At 74.0% G+C, this 18,164-nt stretch carries 14 protein-coding genes; 5 read left to right on the forward strand and 9 right to left on the reverse strand.

The features are described from left to right. Window positions 1–9 precede the first annotated feature (9 nt). The 6 genes from IF99_RS0114985 to IF99_RS0115010 form a co-directional block, all read right to left on the reverse strand. The gene (locus IF99_RS0114985; protein WP_030996976.1) at window positions 10–975 is read right to left on the reverse strand and encodes a hypothetical protein; all 966 of its coding nucleotides are present in this window, start codon (window positions 973–975) and stop codon (window positions 10–12) included. Window positions 976–1,015: 40 nt separating this feature from the next. Beyond that, on the reverse strand, window positions 1,016–1,942 hold the full coding sequence (locus IF99_RS0114990; RefSeq protein ID WP_030996977.1) for an NAD-dependent protein deacetylase: 927 nt from the start codon (window positions 1,940–1,942) through the stop codon (window positions 1,016–1,018). Window positions 1,943–2,003: 61 nt separating this feature from the next. After that, a complete protein-coding gene (locus IF99_RS0114995) occupies window positions 2,004–2,519 on the reverse strand; it encodes a DinB family protein (protein WP_030996978.1) in 516 nt (171 codons plus the stop codon). A 43-nt stretch (window positions 2,520–2,562) separates the two neighbouring features. Continuing rightward, window positions 2,563–2,919 (reverse strand): VOC family protein, encoded by a 357-nt coding sequence (locus IF99_RS0115000; RefSeq protein WP_030996979.1) that lies wholly within the window; start codon window positions 2,917–2,919, stop codon window positions 2,563–2,565. A gap of 45 nt (window positions 2,920–2,964) precedes the next feature. Continuing rightward, the gene (locus IF99_RS0115005; RefSeq protein ID WP_030996980.1) at window positions 2,965–3,471 is read right to left on the reverse strand and encodes a cupin domain-containing protein; all 507 of its coding nucleotides are present in this window, start codon (window positions 3,469–3,471) and stop codon (window positions 2,965–2,967) included. 118 nt (window positions 3,472–3,589) lie between these two features. Further along, the gene (locus IF99_RS0115010) at window positions 3,590–4,150 is read right to left on the reverse strand and encodes a TetR/AcrR family transcriptional regulator (RefSeq protein ID WP_030996981.1); all 561 of its coding nucleotides are present in this window, start codon (window positions 4,148–4,150) and stop codon (window positions 3,590–3,592) included. Window positions 4,151–4,260: 110 nt separating this feature from the next. On the opposite strand from IF99_RS0115010, the gene IF99_RS0115015 reads away from it, so the two are divergent. Beyond that, window positions 4,261–5,745: a DHA2 family efflux MFS transporter permease subunit gene (locus tag IF99_RS0115015; protein WP_051703512.1), complete on the forward strand. Its 1,485-nt coding sequence runs from the start codon at window positions 4,261–4,263 to the stop codon at window positions 5,743–5,745. A 129-nt stretch (window positions 5,746–5,874) separates the two neighbouring features. Here the strand turns inward: IF99_RS0115015 and IF99_RS0115020 are convergent, their stop codons facing one another. Continuing rightward, complete coding sequence (locus tag IF99_RS0115020) at window positions 5,875–8,310, reverse strand: terpene synthase family protein (protein WP_030996984.1); 2,436 nt, start codon at window positions 8,308–8,310, stop codon at window positions 5,875–5,877. Window positions 8,311–8,697: 387 nt separating this feature from the next. Between IF99_RS0115020 and IF99_RS0115025 the strand changes: the two genes are divergently transcribed. Beyond that, the gene (locus IF99_RS0115025) at window positions 8,698–10,101 is read left to right on the forward strand and encodes a family 2B encapsulin nanocompartment shell protein (RefSeq protein ID WP_030996985.1); all 1,404 of its coding nucleotides are present in this window, start codon (window positions 8,698–8,700) and stop codon (window positions 10,099–10,101) included. 122 nt (window positions 10,102–10,223) lie between these two features. Here IF99_RS0115025 and IF99_RS0115030 read toward each other — a convergent pair whose 3' ends face one another. Next, on the reverse strand, window positions 10,224–11,018 hold the full coding sequence (locus tag IF99_RS0115030; protein ID WP_030996986.1) for a DUF4232 domain-containing protein: 795 nt from the start codon (window positions 11,016–11,018) through the stop codon (window positions 10,224–10,226). Between the two features lie 255 nt (window positions 11,019–11,273). On the opposite strand from IF99_RS0115030, the gene IF99_RS0115035 reads away from it, so the two are divergent. Together IF99_RS0115035 and IF99_RS0115040 are read left to right on the forward strand one after the other, a co-directional pair. Beyond that, a complete protein-coding gene (locus tag IF99_RS0115035; protein WP_030996987.1) occupies window positions 11,274–12,758 on the forward strand; it encodes a helix-turn-helix domain-containing protein in 1,485 nt (494 codons plus the stop codon). A 186-nt stretch (window positions 12,759–12,944) separates the two neighbouring features. Further along, a complete protein-coding gene (locus tag IF99_RS0115040) occupies window positions 12,945–14,168 on the forward strand; it encodes a PLP-dependent aminotransferase family protein (RefSeq protein WP_030996988.1) in 1,224 nt (407 codons plus the stop codon). A gap of 184 nt (window positions 14,169–14,352) precedes the next feature. On the opposite strand, the gene argS is transcribed toward IF99_RS0115040, so the two are convergent. Further along, window positions 14,353–16,173 (reverse strand): arginine--tRNA ligase, encoded by a 1,821-nt coding sequence (gene argS, locus IF99_RS0115045; RefSeq protein WP_030996989.1) that lies wholly within the window; start codon window positions 16,171–16,173, stop codon window positions 14,353–14,355. Between the two features lie 203 nt (window positions 16,174–16,376). Here argS and lysS point away from each other — a divergent pair, with 203 nt between their 5' ends. Further along, window positions 16,377–18,116, forward strand: coding sequence for a lysine--tRNA ligase (gene lysS / locus IF99_RS0115050; protein WP_030996990.1), 1,740 nt, complete (start codon window positions 16,377–16,379; stop codon window positions 18,114–18,116). Window positions 18,117–18,164 lie beyond the last annotated feature (48 nt).

Below are 18,164 nucleotides of genomic sequence, written 5' to 3' on the forward strand. Positions count from 1 at the left end.
GCCCGGTGCTCAGGGACGCAGGGTGCGGGCCACCTCGGCCGACGGGTACGGGGTGTTCCTGGCGCCCTTGGCGACCGCGACGAGGAACGGCGTCAGTACGGCGGTGAGCGGGGCGTCGCGCGCCAGGAGGGCGGCGCCGGGGCCGGGCTCGTCGAGGGGGCGGGGTGCGCGGATCCAGGCGTGCCGTTCGGCGCTCGTCAGGCCGTACGCCCGCGTGAGGAGCCAGTTGACGAGGAAGCTGCGCGTGTAGCCGAGGTCGTGGTCGCGGTGGTCGGCGAGGAACGCGGTCTCCCGCGCGGTGAGCGCGAAGGTGTCCGCGAGCGCGAGGCCGAAGTCGGTGAAGAGGACGCGGTGGCCGTCGGTGAGGACGTTGCCCCAGTGCCCGTCGAAGTGCACGAGCCCGTGGGCGCTCATGGTCCGCGCGGCGGAGTCGAGCCGGTCCGCCACGCGCGCCACCTCCCGCTCCCCGGCGGCGCCCCGCAGGCGGGGAGCGAGCCAGTCGTCGAGCGTCTGCGGCACGTACTCCATGAAGAGCGCGAGACTCGCGGGTGCGTGCCGCAACTCCGTCACGCGGAGCGCCGCTTCGGGGCCCCAGCTCCGCGACACGGCCTCGGTGTCGGCGAGTTCCGCGGGCAGCAGGGGCGGCTCCGTCTCCGCCACGAGCCGCCAGTGGTACAGCCGCGGCGCCAGTCCCAGGGCCTCGGCGGCCCGGTGCGCCTCCAGTTCGCGCCACGCCCCGCCCGCGGGGCTCGCGCCCATCCCGTAGTGGCAGACGAGCGGCAGCCCGTACGGATCGGCGGTCGACCGCCGCTCCGCCTCGCGTGCCGTCAGCGGCACGCGCTTGACGAACACGGGGGTGCCCGCGATGTCGAGCCGTGCCGTGCGGCCCCCGATCCCGGCGGCGAGGGGCGTGCTCGTGGCGAGGAGGCGGGCGAGGGCGGTGTCGTCGAGTGCGGCGAGTGCTGCGGCGGGCACGGGGTGCCTCCTGGTGCGGCGGCGGGGGCCGATGGCGGTCTCACTGGGGCGGCAGGGGTGCGCCGAGCCGGTGGGCGAGGGCGGGGAGGGCGGTGCCGAGGGGGAGGTCGAGGCGCAGGGTGGCGCGGTCGTCGCCCCGCGTGGGGCCCTGGTTGACGATCGCGACGGGTTTGCCCGCGCGGGCCGCGTGCCGTACGAACCTGAGGCCCGACATGACCGTGAGCGAGGAGCCGAGCACGAGGACGCCCTGCCCGGCGTCGACGAGGTCGAAGCAGCGCCGGACGCGCGGCTTCGGGACCGTCTCGCCGAAGAAGACGACGTCCGGCTTGAGGACGCCGCCGCAGGCCGCGCAGGGGGCGATACGGAACTCCCGTACCAGTTCCTCCGGCAGTTCGACATCCCCGTCCGGGTTGACCCGCGCGCCCGCCGCCTCGCCGAAGTCGCCGTTGAGCGCGCGCAGCCGCCCGTCCAGCTCCTCGCGCGCGGTGACCCGGCCGCAGTCGAGGCAGATCACCCGGTCGAGCCCGCCGTGCAGTTCGACGGCCTCGCGCGTGCCCGCCGCGCGGTGCAGCCCGTCGACGTTCTGCGTGATGACACCGGAGACGAACCCGGCGCGGCGCAGCGCCTCGACCGCGTGGTGCCCCGCGTTGGGCGCGGCCCGCCAGATCCGCCGCCACCCGGCGTGACTGCGCGCCCAGTACCTGCGCCGCCCCTCCTCGCTGCCGGTGAACTCCTCGTAGGTCATCGGCGTGTGGTGCCTGAGGCTCCCGGCGGGGCCCCGGTAGTCGGGGATGCCGGACTCGGTCGAGATGCCCGCGCCGGTGAGGACCGTGACGCCACCGGCGGCGAGGAGGCGGACGAGGGCGTCGTAGGCGGGGCCGGCGGGGGCGTCGGGGCCGGCGGCCGTGGGGGCGTCGGGCGCGGAGCCGGGGTGCTGGTGCGGCTGCGGCTGCGGCTGCGTGGACATGGGGCCAGGCTACGACGCGGGGCGGCGGGGCGGGGGGCCCGCTGCGGGAGCGGGCCCGCCCCTAGGAGTAGCCCTTCGTGCCGTCGAGCATCTCGCGCAGGAGGTCCGCGTGGCCCGCGTGCCGCGCCGTCTCCTCGACGAGGTGGAGGAGCATCCAGCGGAGGGCGGCGCCGCTGTCGTGGAAGTCGGGGTGCCGGCCGGTGTCGTCCAGAGACGCCGCGGCGACGATCTCGTCACTGCGGGCGCACTGTGTCTCGTGCTCCGCGAGCAGCTCGGCCAGGGGACGGCCGCCGGTGTGCCAGTCGGCGTCCTCGGCCGACGGGTCGAACGCCGGGTTCACCCGCTTGTCGCCGCCGAGGAACGCCACCTCCAGCCACATGTGCTCGGTCCAGCGCATGTGCGAGAGGAGACCGGCCATCGTCATGGCCGGTGAGGTCGGGACGAGGGAGCGGTGCGCGTCCTCGTCGCTCAGTCCCTCGCACTTCCAGCGCAGGATCTTCCGTTGCAGGTCCAGCCAGCCGGTGAGCGCGGTGCGTTCGTCCGCTCGGAGCGGGGGGCGGTGCTGTCGCGGTGCCATGCCGGCGCACCCTACCGGGCCCTCGCGCCCGCGTCCCCGGACCTCACCCGCCGTGGGCCAGCACGTTGAGCACCGCTCCGCTGCCCGGCTCCCGGACGAAGAAGCGGCGGACGCCCCACTCCTCGTCGCGCGGCGCGAACAGCACCTCCGCGCCGCTCGCGCGCAGCGTCTCGTACGCCGCGTCCACGTCGTCGACCTCGATGCTCAGCACGGGCGTGACGGGCCCTGTCGCGTCGCCCGTCGTCGTGCTGAGCTGGGCGCTCGGGGTGGCGGGCGCGGCGTGGGTGGCGATCCAGCCGTGGTCCATCACCTGCTCCATGCCGAGAAGGGCGAAGAACTCCCGGCTACGGGCGGGGGACCGGGTGCGCAGGAGGGGGACGACGCGGCGTACGGAGACCATCGGGGCCGCCTCTCGGTCGGGGGCGTGCTCGGTCGGTGGGCCGGCTCAGTCGGTGGGCCAGCGCTCCCCGCATTGTGAGCAGAACACCGGGCGCGTGTCCGCCGATACGCGCCCGCACCCCGGGCACACGAGCGGCAGCAGGCAGGCGGGCTCGCCGCCCTCGGCCGCCGCTTCCGCCCGCCGCCCCGTGATCGTCAGCCCCGCCCTGCGCCGGTGCGCCGTCACGTACGCGAGCCCGCGCGCCCCCGCCCGCAGCTCTCGCGCCGCCCCGCGCGGCAGCCACACCGCGCTGCCAGGACGCACCGCCGTCCCCCCGGCCGACCCCGTCCCCGCCACGACGAGCAGCAGTACGTCCACCGCGTCCTCGCGGTGCGCACCGACCTCCTCGCCCGGCCCCAGCCGCACGAGGTTGGCGTCGAGCTGGCGTCCTTCCTCCGCGAGCCGCCACAGCGCCCCGCGCGCCTCGCCGGACGCCTCGCGCAGCACCGTGCCGAAGTCCGCGAGGAGGCGCGGCGCGGGAGTCCGTGGGGGGAGGGGCGCGGGGTCCGTCATGGGAGGGGCCTTTCGGGAGGCGGTGCCAGGGCGGCGGTGCGGGAGGAGCGGCGGTACGGGGCCGGGGGCGTGGTCCGCCCCGGCGTGCCGTGACCCCCGGCGGGCGGGGCGGGGGCCCCTACCTCACCAGCGGCAGCACGATCGTGTCCACGATCTCTTCGAGCACCTCGTCCGGCACCGGCGCGAACGAGATCAGGATCTCGTGGCGCAGCAGGTCGAAGGGGAGTCTCTTGATCCGCTCCGTCAGACGGCCGGGGGCGATCTCGCCGCGTGCCAGCGCCCGTTCCCAGATCACGTCGCCGTTCGCCTCGCGCGCCTCCGTCAGGAGGTCCCCCGGGTTCGTGCCCGTCTCCTGGTAGTAACCGGCGAGGTGCGCGTTCATGACCGTGATGAGCCGCACGCGCGTCTCGTTGATCGTCCGCATGAGGGTCAGGACGTCCCCGCGCAGGCTGCCCGTGTCGGGTACGTCGATGTGCGAGCGCTTCAGTACGTGGCCGACGGCGGCCCGTACGAGCGTGTCGCGGTCCGGCCAGCGGCGGTAGAGGACCGGCGGGCTCGTCCCCGCGCGCCGCACCACCGCGTCCATCGTGAAGCCGGCGTACCCGTGCGCCGTCAGCTCCTCCCACGCCGCGTCCAGGAGCGCCCGCTCCAGGGCGGCACCGCGTCGCCGCTCGGCCATCCACCTACCCTCCCCACCCTTTAGATAGACTTGCCTATCTAAAGCTGGACCCCTACTCTCGTTCCCGAAAGCTCTAGATAGGACTGTATATCTTAAGGCGGTGTCCCGTCATGCCCGCTCACTCCTCCGCACCCGTCCCGCCGGACCCCGCGCCCGCCGCTCGCGGCCCCGCCGGTCCCGGCGGCCCCGCCCCTGTCGATCCCGCCGTCTGGCGGCTCGCCTTCACCGTCGTCATCGGGGCCCTCGCCGTCGTCTTCGACACGACGATCGTCACCGTCGCGTTCGACGACCTCACCCGCTCCCTGCACACCTCGATCGCCACGATCCAGTGGGTGGGCACCGGCTACCTGCTCGCCGTCTTCGTCACGATCCCGCTCACCAAGTGGGCCCAGGCCCGGGTCGGCGGCAAGCGCCTGTGGACCGGCGCGCTCACCGTGTTCCTGCTGGGCTCCGTGCTCAGCGCGCTCGCCTGGAACGCGCCCGCGCTCATCGCCTTCCGCGTCGTCCAGGGGATCGGCGGCGGCATCATGATGCCGCTCATGGCGACGCTGATCATGCAGGCGGCGAAAGGTCGCGAGATCGGCCGCGTCATGGCGACCGTGACCCTGCCCACCGCGCTCGGGCCCCTCCTCGGCCCCGTGCTCGGCGGCCTCCTCCTGAGCGTCGGGAACTGGCGCTGGCTCTTCCTCGTCAACATCCCCTTCTGCCTCGTCGGCGCGGTCCTCGCCCACCGCGACCTCCCGGACGACCGCCCCGCCCCCGGCGCCCCGCGCCCCGCACTCGACGTCGTCGGTCTGCTGCTGCTCTCGCCGGGCGTCGCCGCGCTCCTGTACGGGCTCTCGCGGGTCGAGGGCAGCGCGGGCCTCGCCCGCGCGGGTGTGCTCGTGCCGCTGGTCGCGGGTCTCGTCCTCGTCCTGGCCTTCGTCGCCCGCTCGCTGCCGCGCGCGCACGCGCTCATCAACCTGCGGCTCCTGCGCCACCGCGCGCCCGCGGCCTCCGCCGCCCTGCTCTTCCTCGGCGGCACGAGTCTGTACGGCGCCATGCTGCTGCTCCCGCTCTACTGGCAGCAGGTACGGGGCGAGGGCGCGCTCGGCGCGGGGCTGCTCCTCATCCCGCAGGGCCTCGGCACGCTCGTCGCCCGGACCCGCGCGGGGCACCTCACCGACCGGCTCGGGCCGCGCCCCGTCGCCCTCACCGGCTTCGCGCTGGTGACGCTCGGCACCCTGCCCTTCGCCCTCGCGGACGCGCACGCGCCCACGGTGCCGCTCCTCGCGGCGCTCTTCCTGCGCGGACTCGGCCTCGGTGCCGCGATGGTCCCGCTCAACGGCGCCGCCTTCCTCGGCCTCGCCCACCACGAGATCCCGGACGCGAGCATCATCTCGCGCGTCTCCCAGCAGATCGGCGGCTCGGTCGGCACCGCCGTGCTCGCCGTCGTCCTTCAGCACACGACGGCGAGCGCCGAGACGGTGGCCGCCGGTTACGGCACGGCCTTCTGGTGGGCGCTCGGGGCGACGGCGCTGGCACTGCCGCTGTCACTGCTGCTCCCGGGACGGGAGGCCGAAGGGGCCTCGTCGAGCGGGGGGAGCGGGCGGTGAGGGGGCGGACCAGGGTGGACGGGGGCTCGGGGGCAGGGCGGCCGGTGTCCCGCCCCGGACGCGATCCGCCCGCCGCCCCGCCGACCGCACCCCCCGGGCGTCGCGCCCCCTCGCGAACTGCCCCCCCGTCTAGCGCACCGCGCCCGACCCGACCCGCGCCGCGCTCGTCCCGATCCCCGAGGGATACCGCCACCCGGCCACCGAGGCGGGCACCGCCCCAGTCGCCGCACCGGGCGCCGCCGAGGCCGCCGCATCGGGCACCGGGACCGCCGCGCCCGGGAGCGCCGCACTCGGCGCCGCAGCAGGCGCGGGAACGCCCGCCGTCCCCCGCACGCCACCCCCGGCCGTGCCGACCGCCCCCGCCGTGCCGACCGCCCCCGCGACCCCGCGTCCCGGCGTCGCCGCCCCCGCGATCCCCCGCCCCGTCGTCTCGGGCACCGCCCCGTACGGCAGGCAGGCCGGGAGGAAGGCCGCGTCGTAACGCCGGACTCCCCGGTGCCAGTTGAGGATGCCCGCGAGCCAGTCCCGCAGTTCGTCCAGGTACTTCTCCATCGTCGCGATCTGCCCGCGCGTGAGGCCGAAGTCCGCGTACAGTACCGGCAGTTCGTGCGCCACCGCGTGCTCGAACTGGTCGAGTCGCGCTGCCATCAGGTGCTCCACCATGCGGAACGCCGTCGGGTAGTCGCACCCGAAGAAGTTCTCCACCACCAGTACGAGGTTGTGCAGCTCACCCTCGTACTGCACTTCCTTCTGGTACGAGAACACGTCGTTGATCAGGCAGCCGTAGTCCGCCACCGCGTTCTCCAGCGCGCGCACCGTGCCGCTGTCGAGCACCCCGGCGGGAAGCGTCGCGGCGTGGCGCATCCGGCTGAGGCTCATGGTGAGTTCGGAGCCGAAGGTGTGGCGGCGCATCTCCAGGTAGTCCACCGGGTCCGGGACGCGGTGCTGCGCCTGGTTGCCCAGTTCCCACAGCCAGCTCTCCAGCATGTGCTCCACGCCGTCGCGGAACGCGGCGCGCGTGACCGGTTCCATCGCTCCCGCCGTACGCGCCCACAGGTCGGCGAGCGCGCGCTCGATCGGTGCCGCGGCGAAGCCCGCCGCGAGCGACGGCTCCTCCAACGGCATGCAGGTAAGCAGCCGTTCGTGCAGGACGCGGGCCGCCGCGAGGTCGCGGGGACGGCCGAAGACGAGCGGGTAGTAGTCGTCCCCGTACGTACCCCACGTCAGCCACTCGGCGCTGAGTTCCAGCTCCTCCGGGCTCGCGTCCGGGTCGAGCCCCGCCGAGCAGAGCGCGAAGTCGTAGCCCTCCAGCTTCTCGCGGTCCCAGATGTCGTGGAGCAGCCCCATCCGCTCGGCCCAGTCCACGGAGGCCGCGCGTGCCCGTTCGTGGTGCGGGCTCAGGCCGAGCGGGTAGCTCAGCGTGAAGTCCGGCAGCAGGGACGGGCCTTCGTGGGTGTGCGGCGGGCGGGTGTGGGAGCGCAGACGGGCGCGGGCCGGTTTGCCGAGCGCGGCGGCGAGGTGCACCGCGCTCGTCCCGAGCACCCCGCTGAGACCGGCGGCGACGCCCGAGACGGCGCCCTCGTTCATGTAGCGGCTGGAGCGCAGGTGCCACTCGTGGCCGCCCGACTGCCAGTCCTGAAGTCCCTTGACGTACAGGGCGAGTGCCGCGTTCTCGGCTGGATCGAGACCGTACTCGGCGCTCAGCGCGGGCAGTTCGACCAGCGCGGTGTTCTCGAACTGCTGGAGCCGGGAGGTGAGCAGGTCGTTGACCGCCTCGGCGGCCTCCGGCGTCGTGCACCCCAGGAAGTGCTCCAGCACCAGGACGCCGTTGCTGAGTTCGCCCTCGTCCTCGACCTCGCGCTGGTACGAGAAGAGGTCGTTGCGCAGGTGCACGGCGTCCGAGAAGGCGTCCGTGAGGACGCGGAGGGGGCGGGTTCCCGCGACCCTGGCGGGGAGTTCGGCCCCCGCCGCGTACTCGACGAGCCCCGCCGACCACGGCGCCCCGCCGACCTTGCGGCGCATCTCGATGTACTCGACCGGGTTGGAGATCCGGCCCGCGTTGATGTTGGACAGCTCCCACAGCGACTCGTTGAGGAGATTGCGCGTCGAGGTCGAGAAGCGCTCGCGCCAGTCCGCCGACATCGCGGGGACCGTGCGCCGCCACAGGTCCGCGAGTCCCGCCTCGACCGGGTTCTCCGGCTCGGGGAAGCCGTCCGCGAGGTCCGCCGGCATGAAGGCGGGCAGCCGGTCCAGGTACGCCTTGCCGCCCTCGCGGTCCTGACCGCGCTTGAACAGCTCCAGGAAGTGGTCGTCGAAGAAGAAGACCCACACGTACCAGTCCGTGACGAGGTTCAGCGCCTCCTCGTCGCAGTCCGGGTGCGTGTAGGCGCACAGCAGCGCGTAGTCGTGCGCGTCGAGGTCGCGCTGCTCCCACACCCCCGAGCCCTCCAGCATGCCCATCGACCGGGCCCACGCGCGCGCGTGGACGCGGGCGGCTTCGAGGTGCGGGTTCAGCCGGGCCGGGTACGGGACGTAGAAATCGGGGAGCGTGAAGGGCTGGGCCATGGATCAACGCCAATACGCGTCGGGAATACGGACCCATGGAGTATCCGCGACCGGCCCGAGGCCCCGCAATACTTTCGGCTTTTCCGCACAGCGGTAACGGAGGCGGAGCGGAAAACGTGGACAGAGGAAAAATTCGTACGGGCCTGACGCTGTTTTTCGTACGTCGTCCCCGCCCGGGTGATCACCCGCCAAACAGCTTGACCAGCATCGGAATCCGTGCAGTTCGGCGGGGGTTTGCCCGTGATATCGCGGGTCTCGCCTCGCCCGCGCACCCCGCCCCGCGCCTCACTCGTACGGAGGTTCGGCGATTCACTCCGCAGGTGGGTGCCGAGAAATGAGATCGGCTGTAAAAATGGCTCGGCATTTCACCGACACGGAGGTATTCATTTGTCCGTCCGCGCTGAAAACGAAGCACAGGAAACGCCCCAGCAGGCACTCGGGGCGGCGGCGGCGCGTAATCTCGCCACCACCACGAAGTCCGCCCCGCAGATGCAGGAGATCACCTCCCGCTGGCTGCTCAAGGCGCTGCCGTGGGTCTCCGTGCAGGGCGGCACCTACCGGGTCAACCGCCGCCTCTCCTACTCCGTGGGCGACGGTCGCGTCACCTTCGTCCAGACCGGCTCGCAGGTCAGCGTCATCCCCGACGAGCTGCGCGAACTGCCGCCGCTGCGGGACTTCGAGGACGCCGACGCGCTCCGCGAACTCGCCTCCCGCTGCGAGCAGCGCGTCTACCCCGCCGGTACGGTCATCACGACCGCCGGTGAGTCCGCCGACGCCGTCCACCTTCTCGCCCACGGCCGCGTCGCCCGGCTCGGCACCGGCTCGTACGGCGACGAGACGAACCTCGGCGTCATCGGCGACGGCGCCTACTTCGGCGAGCAGGCCCTCCTGTCCGAGGACGCCGTCTGGGAGAGCACGGCCCGCGCCGAGACCGAGTGCACCGTCCTCGTCCTCAGCCGCGCCGACGTGCTCAACCTCGCCGAGCGCGCCCCCTCCCTCGCCGACCACCTGCGCCACGCGGCCCGCCTGCCCGAGCAGCGCACCAACAAGTACGGCGAGGCCGCGATCGACCTCGCCGCCGGGCACAGCGGCGAGCCCGTCATCCCGCACACGTTCGTCGACTACGAGGCGAGCCCGCGCGAGTACGAACTCTCCGTCGCGCAGACGGTGCTGAAGGTCCACACGCGCGTCGCGGACCTCTACAACCAGCCGATGAACCAGACCGAGCACCAGCTCCGGCTCACCGTGGAGGCTCTGCGCGAGCGCCAGGAGCACGAACTCGTCAACAACCGCGACTTCGGGCTCCTCGCCAACGCCGCCTACGACCAGCGCCTCCAGCCGCACGACGAGGTGCCGAGCCCGGACGACATGGACGAACTCCTCTCCCGGCGCCGGGGATCGAAGCTCTTCCTCGCCCACCCGCGCGCCATCGCCGCCTTCGGCCGCGAGTGCAACAGGCGCGGCCTCGTCCCCGAGTCGATCGACGTCGGCGGCCACCGCATCCCGACCTGGCGCGGCGTCCCGATCTACCCGTGCAACAAGATCCCGGTGGGCGAGGACCGCACGACCTCGATCATCTGCATGCGTACGGGCGAGGAGGAGCAGGGCGTCATCGGCCTGCACCAGCCGGGCATCCCCGACGAACTGGAGGCGAGCCTGTCCTGCCGCTTCATGGGCATCGACGAGCAGGCGATCATCTCCTACCTCGTCACCGCCTACTACTCGGCGGCCGTCCTCGTGCCCGACGCGCTGGGGGTCCTGGAGAACGTGCAGGTGAGCCGCTGGCGCTGAGCCGACGGCGCCGCGCCCCCGCACACACGGCGGCCCGTACCCCCTCGGGTGGGGTACGGGCCGCCGCGCGTCCGCCGGACCGGCGCGGTCCCCGGGGCCGAGCCGGCACCGGTGCCGCGCGGTCACCAGGTCAGCGCGTCGCTCATCTCGTACTGCCAGTAGGTGACCCCGGCGTTGTCGTCCAGGTACACCTTGCCGCCCGGCGCCTTCAGCGTGGCCACCCCGCCGACCGTCCCAGCGTCGTTCCTGCCGGGCATCGAGACCGCGATCTTGCGGGAGGTACGGCCGTGGTCGCCGTCGCCGCCGAGCGCGATGGCGGCGTAGGCGTGCTCGCCCGGCGCGAGTGTCACGACCGCCTGCGGCTTGGACTCCTCGATCCGCCGCGTGGCGGCCTGGTCGCCGTCGAAGCCGACGTACGGCGCGTAGTACGCGTTGCAGGTGGCGCCGGAGGTGTTGGTGAGGGTGATGAGGAGGTGGTTGATGGGGCGGGTGACGGAGGAGACCTGGACCTTGCTGTTGGTCGCGGTGCAGGGGGTGTCGGCCCGGCCCTTCCCGGCACTCCGGCCGGTCTGCGCTCCGCCGCTCGCGGCACCGGCCGAGTCCTTCGCCGTACCGCCGGCCGCACCCGCACCGGCGTGCGAACCGGAAGAGTCCGAGGAGTCCGACGAGCCCGAGGAGCTGGACGACCCGGCCGCGCCGCTCGCGTCGCCGCTCCCCTTGCCGGACTCCTCCGCGCCCTTCCCCTCCGCCTTCTCCTTCTGACTCGCCTGGGAGACCGTGGTCGCGGGACCCGCGTCCTTCGCCTCGCCGACCCCGCCGCTCCCGCCGCCCGAGCAGGCGGTGAGCGCGAGGGCGCCCGTCGCGACGAGGGCGGCGGCGAGGGGGCGAAGGGAGCGGGTACGGGTGAAAGCGCGCATGGCGAAGACCTCTCGGGCGGTACGTGGTGGCGCACGGCCACCGGCGGTGTGCCCGGTGGGCGGCCGGTCGTGAACCGGCGCCGTGCTTTGATGTCCTGAGCTTGGCCCCGCCCGTGTCCCGGCCGCCAGCGCGACGGCCCCGGCCGGGACGCCGGAACGATTCCACCCCCTCTGAGCTGCGCGAACGAGGGGTTCCTGGAACGGCCGGACGGGACGGCGGCGGGGGTACGGAGGACTGAGGGAAGGCGGTACGGGGTGGCTTCGGGGAGCGAGAACGAGGCGTTCGCCGCTCGGTTGAAGGAGCTCAAGGAGCGGTCCGGGCTGAGCTACGGCCAGCTCGCCAAACGCCTGCACCTGAGCACGTCGACCCTGCATCGCTACTGCAACGGGGACGCGCTCCCGGCGGAGTTCACTCCCGCCGACCGCCTGGCGCGCCTCTGCGGCGCCGACCGCGCCGAGCTGATGGACCTGCACCGCCGCTGGCTGCTCGCGGACGCGGCGAGGGCCGCGGCGAAGGACCAGCAGGAGACGGCACGGGGCGAACGGGGGCCATCGGCGCGGACGGAGCCCGAACCGGAGAAGGCGGCGGAGACACCTGTAGCGGCGGAGACACCCGCGCCGGAGAAGGCGGCGCAGTCCCCCGCGCCGGAGAAGGCCCCGGAGACCCCCGGACGCGCGGAGACCCCCGGAGGGGGCGGGGTCACCCCGGGCTCCCTGCGGGAGGAGGCCGCCGAAGCCCCCGCGCCGGAGGTCCCCGCGCCGCCGGAGCCACGGCCCGCGCCGCCCGCCGCCGGGGAGGGGCCCGCCGGGACCCCTGTCACCGGCACGGTCCCGCCTTCCCGCTCCCGCCGACCCCGCCTCCTCCTCGCCTCCGCCGCCGCGCTCGTGGTCCTGGTGGCGGGGGGCGGGATCGCGGCGGGGCGGCTCGCGGGCGGGGACGCGGGCGGCGGCCACGCGGCGGCGAAGGGGGGACCCGCGGCGGCGGGCCACGCGGTGACCCCGAGCCCTGCGGGGACCGAGAGCGCCGCGGCCTCGGAGAGCCCCTCGCCCTCGCCCTCGTCCCCGCCCTCGCCGCGCACGACCCCGGACCGTACGGCCTCCTCCGCGCCGGGCACGTCGGCGCCGGCCCCCCTCGCCACCGGCACCCCGGTCACGGCGCGCGTCAACGCGCACGCGTGGGAGGACCCGTGCAGCCCCCGCTACCTCGTGCACAGCGGCCCGGAGGAGGTGCCGCCCCCGCCGACCGAGGGCGACGCGGCGGGGTGGGCGCGGGCGCTGGGCGCCGTGCCCGCGGGGGAGCAGCGGATCGCGGTGACGCTCCAGGGCAGGGGCGCCGAGACGGTCGTCCTGAACGCGATGCGGGTGCGGGCGCTGCGCAGCGGGCCGCCGCTCGCCTGGGACGCGTACATCATGGGCGTGGGCTGCGGCGGCAACGTCCCCGCGGAGGGCTTCACGACCGACCTCGACGCGCCCCGGCCCGAGCTGAAGCCGCTCTCGGGGCAGCGGGACTTCCCGTACAAGGTGAGCGCGAGCGACCCCGAGGTCTTCTACGTGACGGCGCGCACGTCGGCGCACGACGTCACGTGGTGCCTGGAGATCGACTGGTCCAGCGGCGACCGACACGGCACCCTCCGCGTCACCGACGCGGGCACCCCCTTCCGCACGGCCCCCGCCAAGGGCCGCCCCACCTGGCGGCAGCCGCCCGGGGACACGGCGTGGGGGCCGGAGGTGAAGGGGTAACAGGCCGGACCGAGGGCCCCGGCCCCGCGTACGGTGCGCTTTCCGGCCCGGGGGCCCGCGCTCCCCGGCCCCGCACACGGTGCGCTCCCCGGCCCCGCTTCCCCCGCGCCGGCGGACCCGCGTTTTCCGGCCCGGCCCTCGGACCGCCGTACCCCTCCCGGCGCCCACGCCCTAAGCTGCGCAGCCATGACACCCGCACCCGCGTCCGCGCACGCCGAAGCCGTTCCCCGTCAGCAGCCCGCTCCGCTCGCCGCCCGTGCCGCCTCCGTCAAGTCCTCGCCCGTGCGCGACATCCTCGCCGTCACCGCGCGTCCGGAGGTCATCAACTTCGCGGGCGGCCTGCCCGCGCCCGAGTTCTTCGACGTGGCCGGGGTCGCCGCCGCCTTCGCGGCCGTGCTCGGGGAGAGCGGCGGCAAGGCGCTCCAGTACGCGACGACCGAGGGCGAGCCGACGCTGCGGGCCGCGCTCGCCGCCCGTACCACCGCGCGCGGGCTGCCCACCGAAGCGGAGGACCTGCTCGTCACGACCGGTTCGCAGCAGGGCCTTCACCTCGTGACGAGCGCGCTCGTCGAGGCCGGGGACACGGTGCTCGTCGAGAGCCCGTGCTACCTCGCCGCGCTCCAGGTCTTCGCCTTCGCCGGGGCGCGCGTCGTGCCCGTGCCCTGCGACGAGGACGGCGTCGACCCGGAGGCGCTCGACGCGCTCGCCGCGCGCGAACGGCCGAAGTTCTTCTACTCCGTGCCGACCTTCCAGAACCCCACCGGGCGCACGACGACCGCCGCCCGCCGCGCCGCTGTCGCCGCCGTCGCCGCGCGGCGCGGCCTCTGGCTTCTGGAGGACGACCCCTACGGGGAGCTGAGGTACGAGGGCGAGCGCGTGCCGTGGCTCGCGACGTACCCGGGCGCCGAGGACCGCACGGTGCTGCTCGGCAGCTTCTCGAAGGTCATGGCGCCGGGGCTGCGGCTCGGCTGGCTGCGCGCGCCCGAGGCGCTGCGGCGCGCCTGCGCGGTCGTCAAGCAGTCCACGGACCTGCACACCCCGACCCTCAACCAGCTCGCCGCCGCACGCTACCTGGCCGACCACGATCTCGACGCGCACGTGGCGACCGTCGCCGCCGCGTACGGGCGGCGCAGGGACGCGATGCTCGCCGCGCTCCCCGCCGCCCTCCCGGACGGCGCGGAGTTCGCGCGGCCCGAGGGCGGCATGTTCGTGTGGGCGCGGCTCCCGGCGGGGGCGAACGCGGCGGATCTGCTGCGCGAGGTGGTCACGTACGACGTGGCGTACGTGCCGGGGGCGCCGTTCTACGCCGCCGACCCGGACCCGCGCACCCTGCGGCTGTGCTTCGTCACGCAGGACGAGGCCACGATCGGGGAGGGGCTGGCGAGGCTGGGGGCCGCGCTGCGGAGGTGACGGCGACGCGTCCCCGCCGTGGCGTCAACGCCCGGTCACGGCAGGGCCGATGTCCCGCCCGGTGTCCGGCGGCCACCGCGCCGGGCGCTCGGAGCGCACCCGGCCCCGCCGTCCGCCCGCCCGGCCGCCGCCGCGCGTCACCCGCGCGGCGACGCAGCCCCGGCGCGCGGGGGACCCGCCCCCCTCACAGGCTCTTCGGCGCCCTGATCCCCAGCAGTCCCAGGCCCGCCGCCAGCGTCCTGCCCGTCAGCTCGCACAGGAAGAGGCGGTTCGCCACGACCTCCGGCGCGTTGTCGTCCGACAGGACGTGGCACTGGTCGTAGAACGTCGTGTACAGCGAGGCCGTCTGGTAGAGGTACGCGGCGAGCTTGTGCGGCGCGTACTCGTGGGTCGCCTCCAGGACCTGGTCCCCGAAGGCGTCGAGGTGCAGGCCCAGGGCGCGCTCCGCCGGGGCGAGCGGCAGCTCCGGGTGCGCGGCCGGGGCCGGGGCGCCCGAGTCGGTCGCGCGCCGCAGGATCGACTGGATACGGGCGTACGCGTACTGGATGTACACGCTGGTGTCGCCGTTGAGCGAGACCATCTGGTCCAGGTCGAACTTGTAGTCCCGGCTCGCCGAGGTCGACAGGTCCGCGTACTTGACCGCGCCGATGCCGACCTGCGCGCCCCGCTCCGCGATCTCGTCCTCGCTCAGCTGCCCCTTGACGTCCTTCTCGCGCACGACCGCGGTCGCCCGCTCGACGGCCTCGTCGAGGAGGTCCACGAGCCGGACGCTCTCGCCCGCCCGCGTCTTGAACGGCTTGCCGTCCGCGCCGAGCACCGTGCCGAAGGCGAGCTGCACGGCCCGGACGTCCTCGCTCAGCCAGCCCGCCCGCCTCGCGGTCTCGAAGACCATCTTGAAGTGCAGCGCCTGCCGCGCGTCCACGACGTAGAGGAGCGTGTCCGCCTTGAGGTCGAAGACCCGGTTGCGGATCGCCGAGAGGTCGGTCGCCGCGTACCCGAAGCCGCCGTTCGACTTCCGCACGATGAGCGGGACCGGGTTGCCGTCCGGGCCCTTCACGTCGTCGAAGAAGACGCACAGCGCGCCCTCGGAGCGCACCGCGACGCCCGACCGCTCCAAGAGGTCGCACGTCTCGGCGAGCATGTCGTTGTACCCGGACTCGCCGACGATGTCGGCGTCCCTGATGTCCATGTCGAGCTTGCCGAAGAGCGCGTTGAAGTAGACCTTCGACTCGTCCACGAAGCGGTGCCAGTAGCGGAGGGTCTCCTCGTCACCGGCCTGGAGGTCCACGACCCGGCGCCTGGCCCGGTCCTTGAAGCCCTCGTCCTCGTCGAAGAGCCGCTTCGATGCCTTGTAGACCCGGTTCAGGTTCGACATGGCCGCTTCACCGGCGGCCTGGGACGCCTCACCGGAGCCGGAGCCGGAGCCGGAGCCGGAGGCCGCGTCCGAGCGGTCCAGCTCCGCCGGGTGCTCGATGAGGTACTGGATGAGCATCCCGAACTGCGTGCCCCAGTCGCCGATGTGGTGCCGCCTGATCACGGTCTCGCCGGTGAACTCCAGCATCCGCATCACGGCGTCGCCGATGACCGCCGAGCGCAGGTGCCCGACGTGCATCTCCTTGGCCACGTTCGGCTGCGCGTAGTCGATCACGGTCCGGCCCGGGTGCTCCGCGTACGGGACGCCGAGCCGCTCACCGGCAGCGGTCCGCGCCGCCAGGTTCCGTACGAGCGCCTCGTCCGAGACCGTGATGTTGAGGAAGCCGGGGCCCGAGACCTCGACCTCCTTGATCACCGTGCTGTCCGGGAGCGCCGCCACGACCCGCGTCGCCAGCTCCCGCGGATTGGCCTTGGCCTTCTTCGCGAGCGCGAGCACCCCGTTGGCCTGGTAGTCGGCCCGGTCGCTTCGGCGCAGCAGCGGGTCGGCGTCCCCGGCGGCCGGCAGGGCGGCGGCGAGAGCGTCCTTGAGCTGCTGTTCGACGGAAGCGGTGAGGGACGTGACCGAAGCCATAAGAGAGGGAGCCGTTCTCCTCGGGGGTGCAGATACTCCCGCCAGTATCCCACCAGCGGGAGAGGGCTCTCGAACGGTTATCGGGCCGCCCCGGACGGCGCCCGCGGACCGTCCCGGCGGGCGGCGTCCCCTCCCGCTTCCCCCCACGCCCCCGCTCCTGGGACAATGGCCGGGACCATCCCCGTTCTCCCCGGAAGAAGGACGTGCCGATCGTGGCTCAGAGCACAGAGACCGCAGACTGGGTCTCCCGTTACGCCGACGAGGTCATCGCCGAGTCCGAGCGTCGTGCCCCGGGCAAACCGGTCGTCGTCGCCTCCGGGCTCTCGCCCTCGGGCCCCATCCACCTCGGCAACCTGCGCGAGGTCATGACCCCGCACCTCGTCGCCGACGAGATCCGCAGGCGCGGGTACGAGGTGCGCCACCTCATCTCGTGGGACGACTACGACCGCTACCGCAAGGTCCCGAACGGCGTCGAGGGCGTCGACGAGTCCTGGGCGGCGCACATCGGCAAGCCGCTCACCTCCGTCCCGGCCCCGAAGGGCTCCGCGTACCCGAACTGGGCGGAGCACTTCAAGGCCGCCATGGTGGACGCGCTCGCCGACCTCGGGGTCGAGTTCGACGGCATCAGCCAGACCGCGCAGTACACGGCGGGCGTCTACCGCGAGCAGATCCTGCACGCGATGCGCGAGCGCGGCCGTATCGACGCGATCCTCGACCAGTACCGCACGAAGAAGGACCCGAAGGGCGCCAAGAAGAGCCAGAAGCCCCTCGACGAGGCCGAGGTCGAGGCCGCCGAGGGCTCCGGCGCGGCGAGCGAGGACGACGGCAGCGGCGGCGCGGGCGGCTACTACCCGTACAAGCCCTACTGCGGGAACTGCGCGAAGGACCTCACGGTCGTCACGGCGTACGACGACGAGAGCACCGAGCTGTCCTACACGTGCGCCGACTGCGGCTTCTCGGAGACGGTCAGGCTGTCCGAGTTCAACCGCGGGAAGCTCGTCTGGAAGGTCGACTGGCCCATGCGCTGGGCCTTCGAGGGCGTGATCTTCGAACCGTCCGGTGTGGACCACTCCTCGCCGGGTTCCTCGTACGTCGTCGGCGGGCAGATCGTCCGCGAGATCTTCGGCGGCACGCAGCCCATCGGCCCGATGTACGCGTTCGTCGGCATCAGCGGCATGGCGAAGATGTCCAGCTCCAAGGGCGGGGTCCCGACCCCGGCCGACGCGCTGCGCATCATGGAGGCGCCGCTCCTGCGCTGGCTCTACGCGCGCCGCCGCCCGAACCAGTCGTTCAAGATCGCTTTCGACCAGGAGATCCAGCGCCTGTACGACGAGTGGGACAAGCTCGGCGCGAAGGTCGCGGACGGCTCGGCGCTCCCTGCCGACACCGCCGCGTACACGCGCGCGGTCGGCACGGCGGCGGGCCCGCTGCCCGCGACGCCGCGCCCGCTCCCGTACCGCACCCTCGCCTCCGTCGCCGACATCACGGCGGGCGCGGAGGACCAGACGCTGCGCATCCTCGGCGAGCTGGACCCGAACCACCCGCTCGCCTCGCTCGACGAGGTGCGGCCCCGGCTCGACCGCGCCGAGGCGTGGATCTCCACGTACGTCGCGGCCGACCAGCGCACGGTGGTGCGGACCGAGCCGGACGCGGAGCTGCTGGGCTCGCTCGGCGAGACCGACCGCGAGTCGCTGCGGCTCCTCGCCGAGGGGCTCAGCACCCACTGGTCGCTCGACGGCCTGACGACGCTCGTCTACGGCGTGCCGAAGATCATGGCCGGGCTCGACCCGGAGGCGAAGCCGACGCCGGAGCTGAAGACCGCGCAGCGCACGTTCTTCGCGCTCCTGTACCGCCTCCTCGTCGGCCGCGACACGGGCCCGCGCCTGCCCACGCTGCTGCTCGCGGTGGGTGCGGAGCGCGTGCGGTTCCTGCTGGGGCAGTGAGCCGCAGCCGTGCGGGAAAGGGCCGGACCTCCTCTCGGGGGTCCGGCC

It is taken from the genome of Streptomyces sp. NRRL F-5630 (assembly GCF_000719475.1).
Taxonomy (GTDB): Bacteria; Actinomycetota; Actinomycetes; order Streptomycetales; family Streptomycetaceae; genus Streptomyces.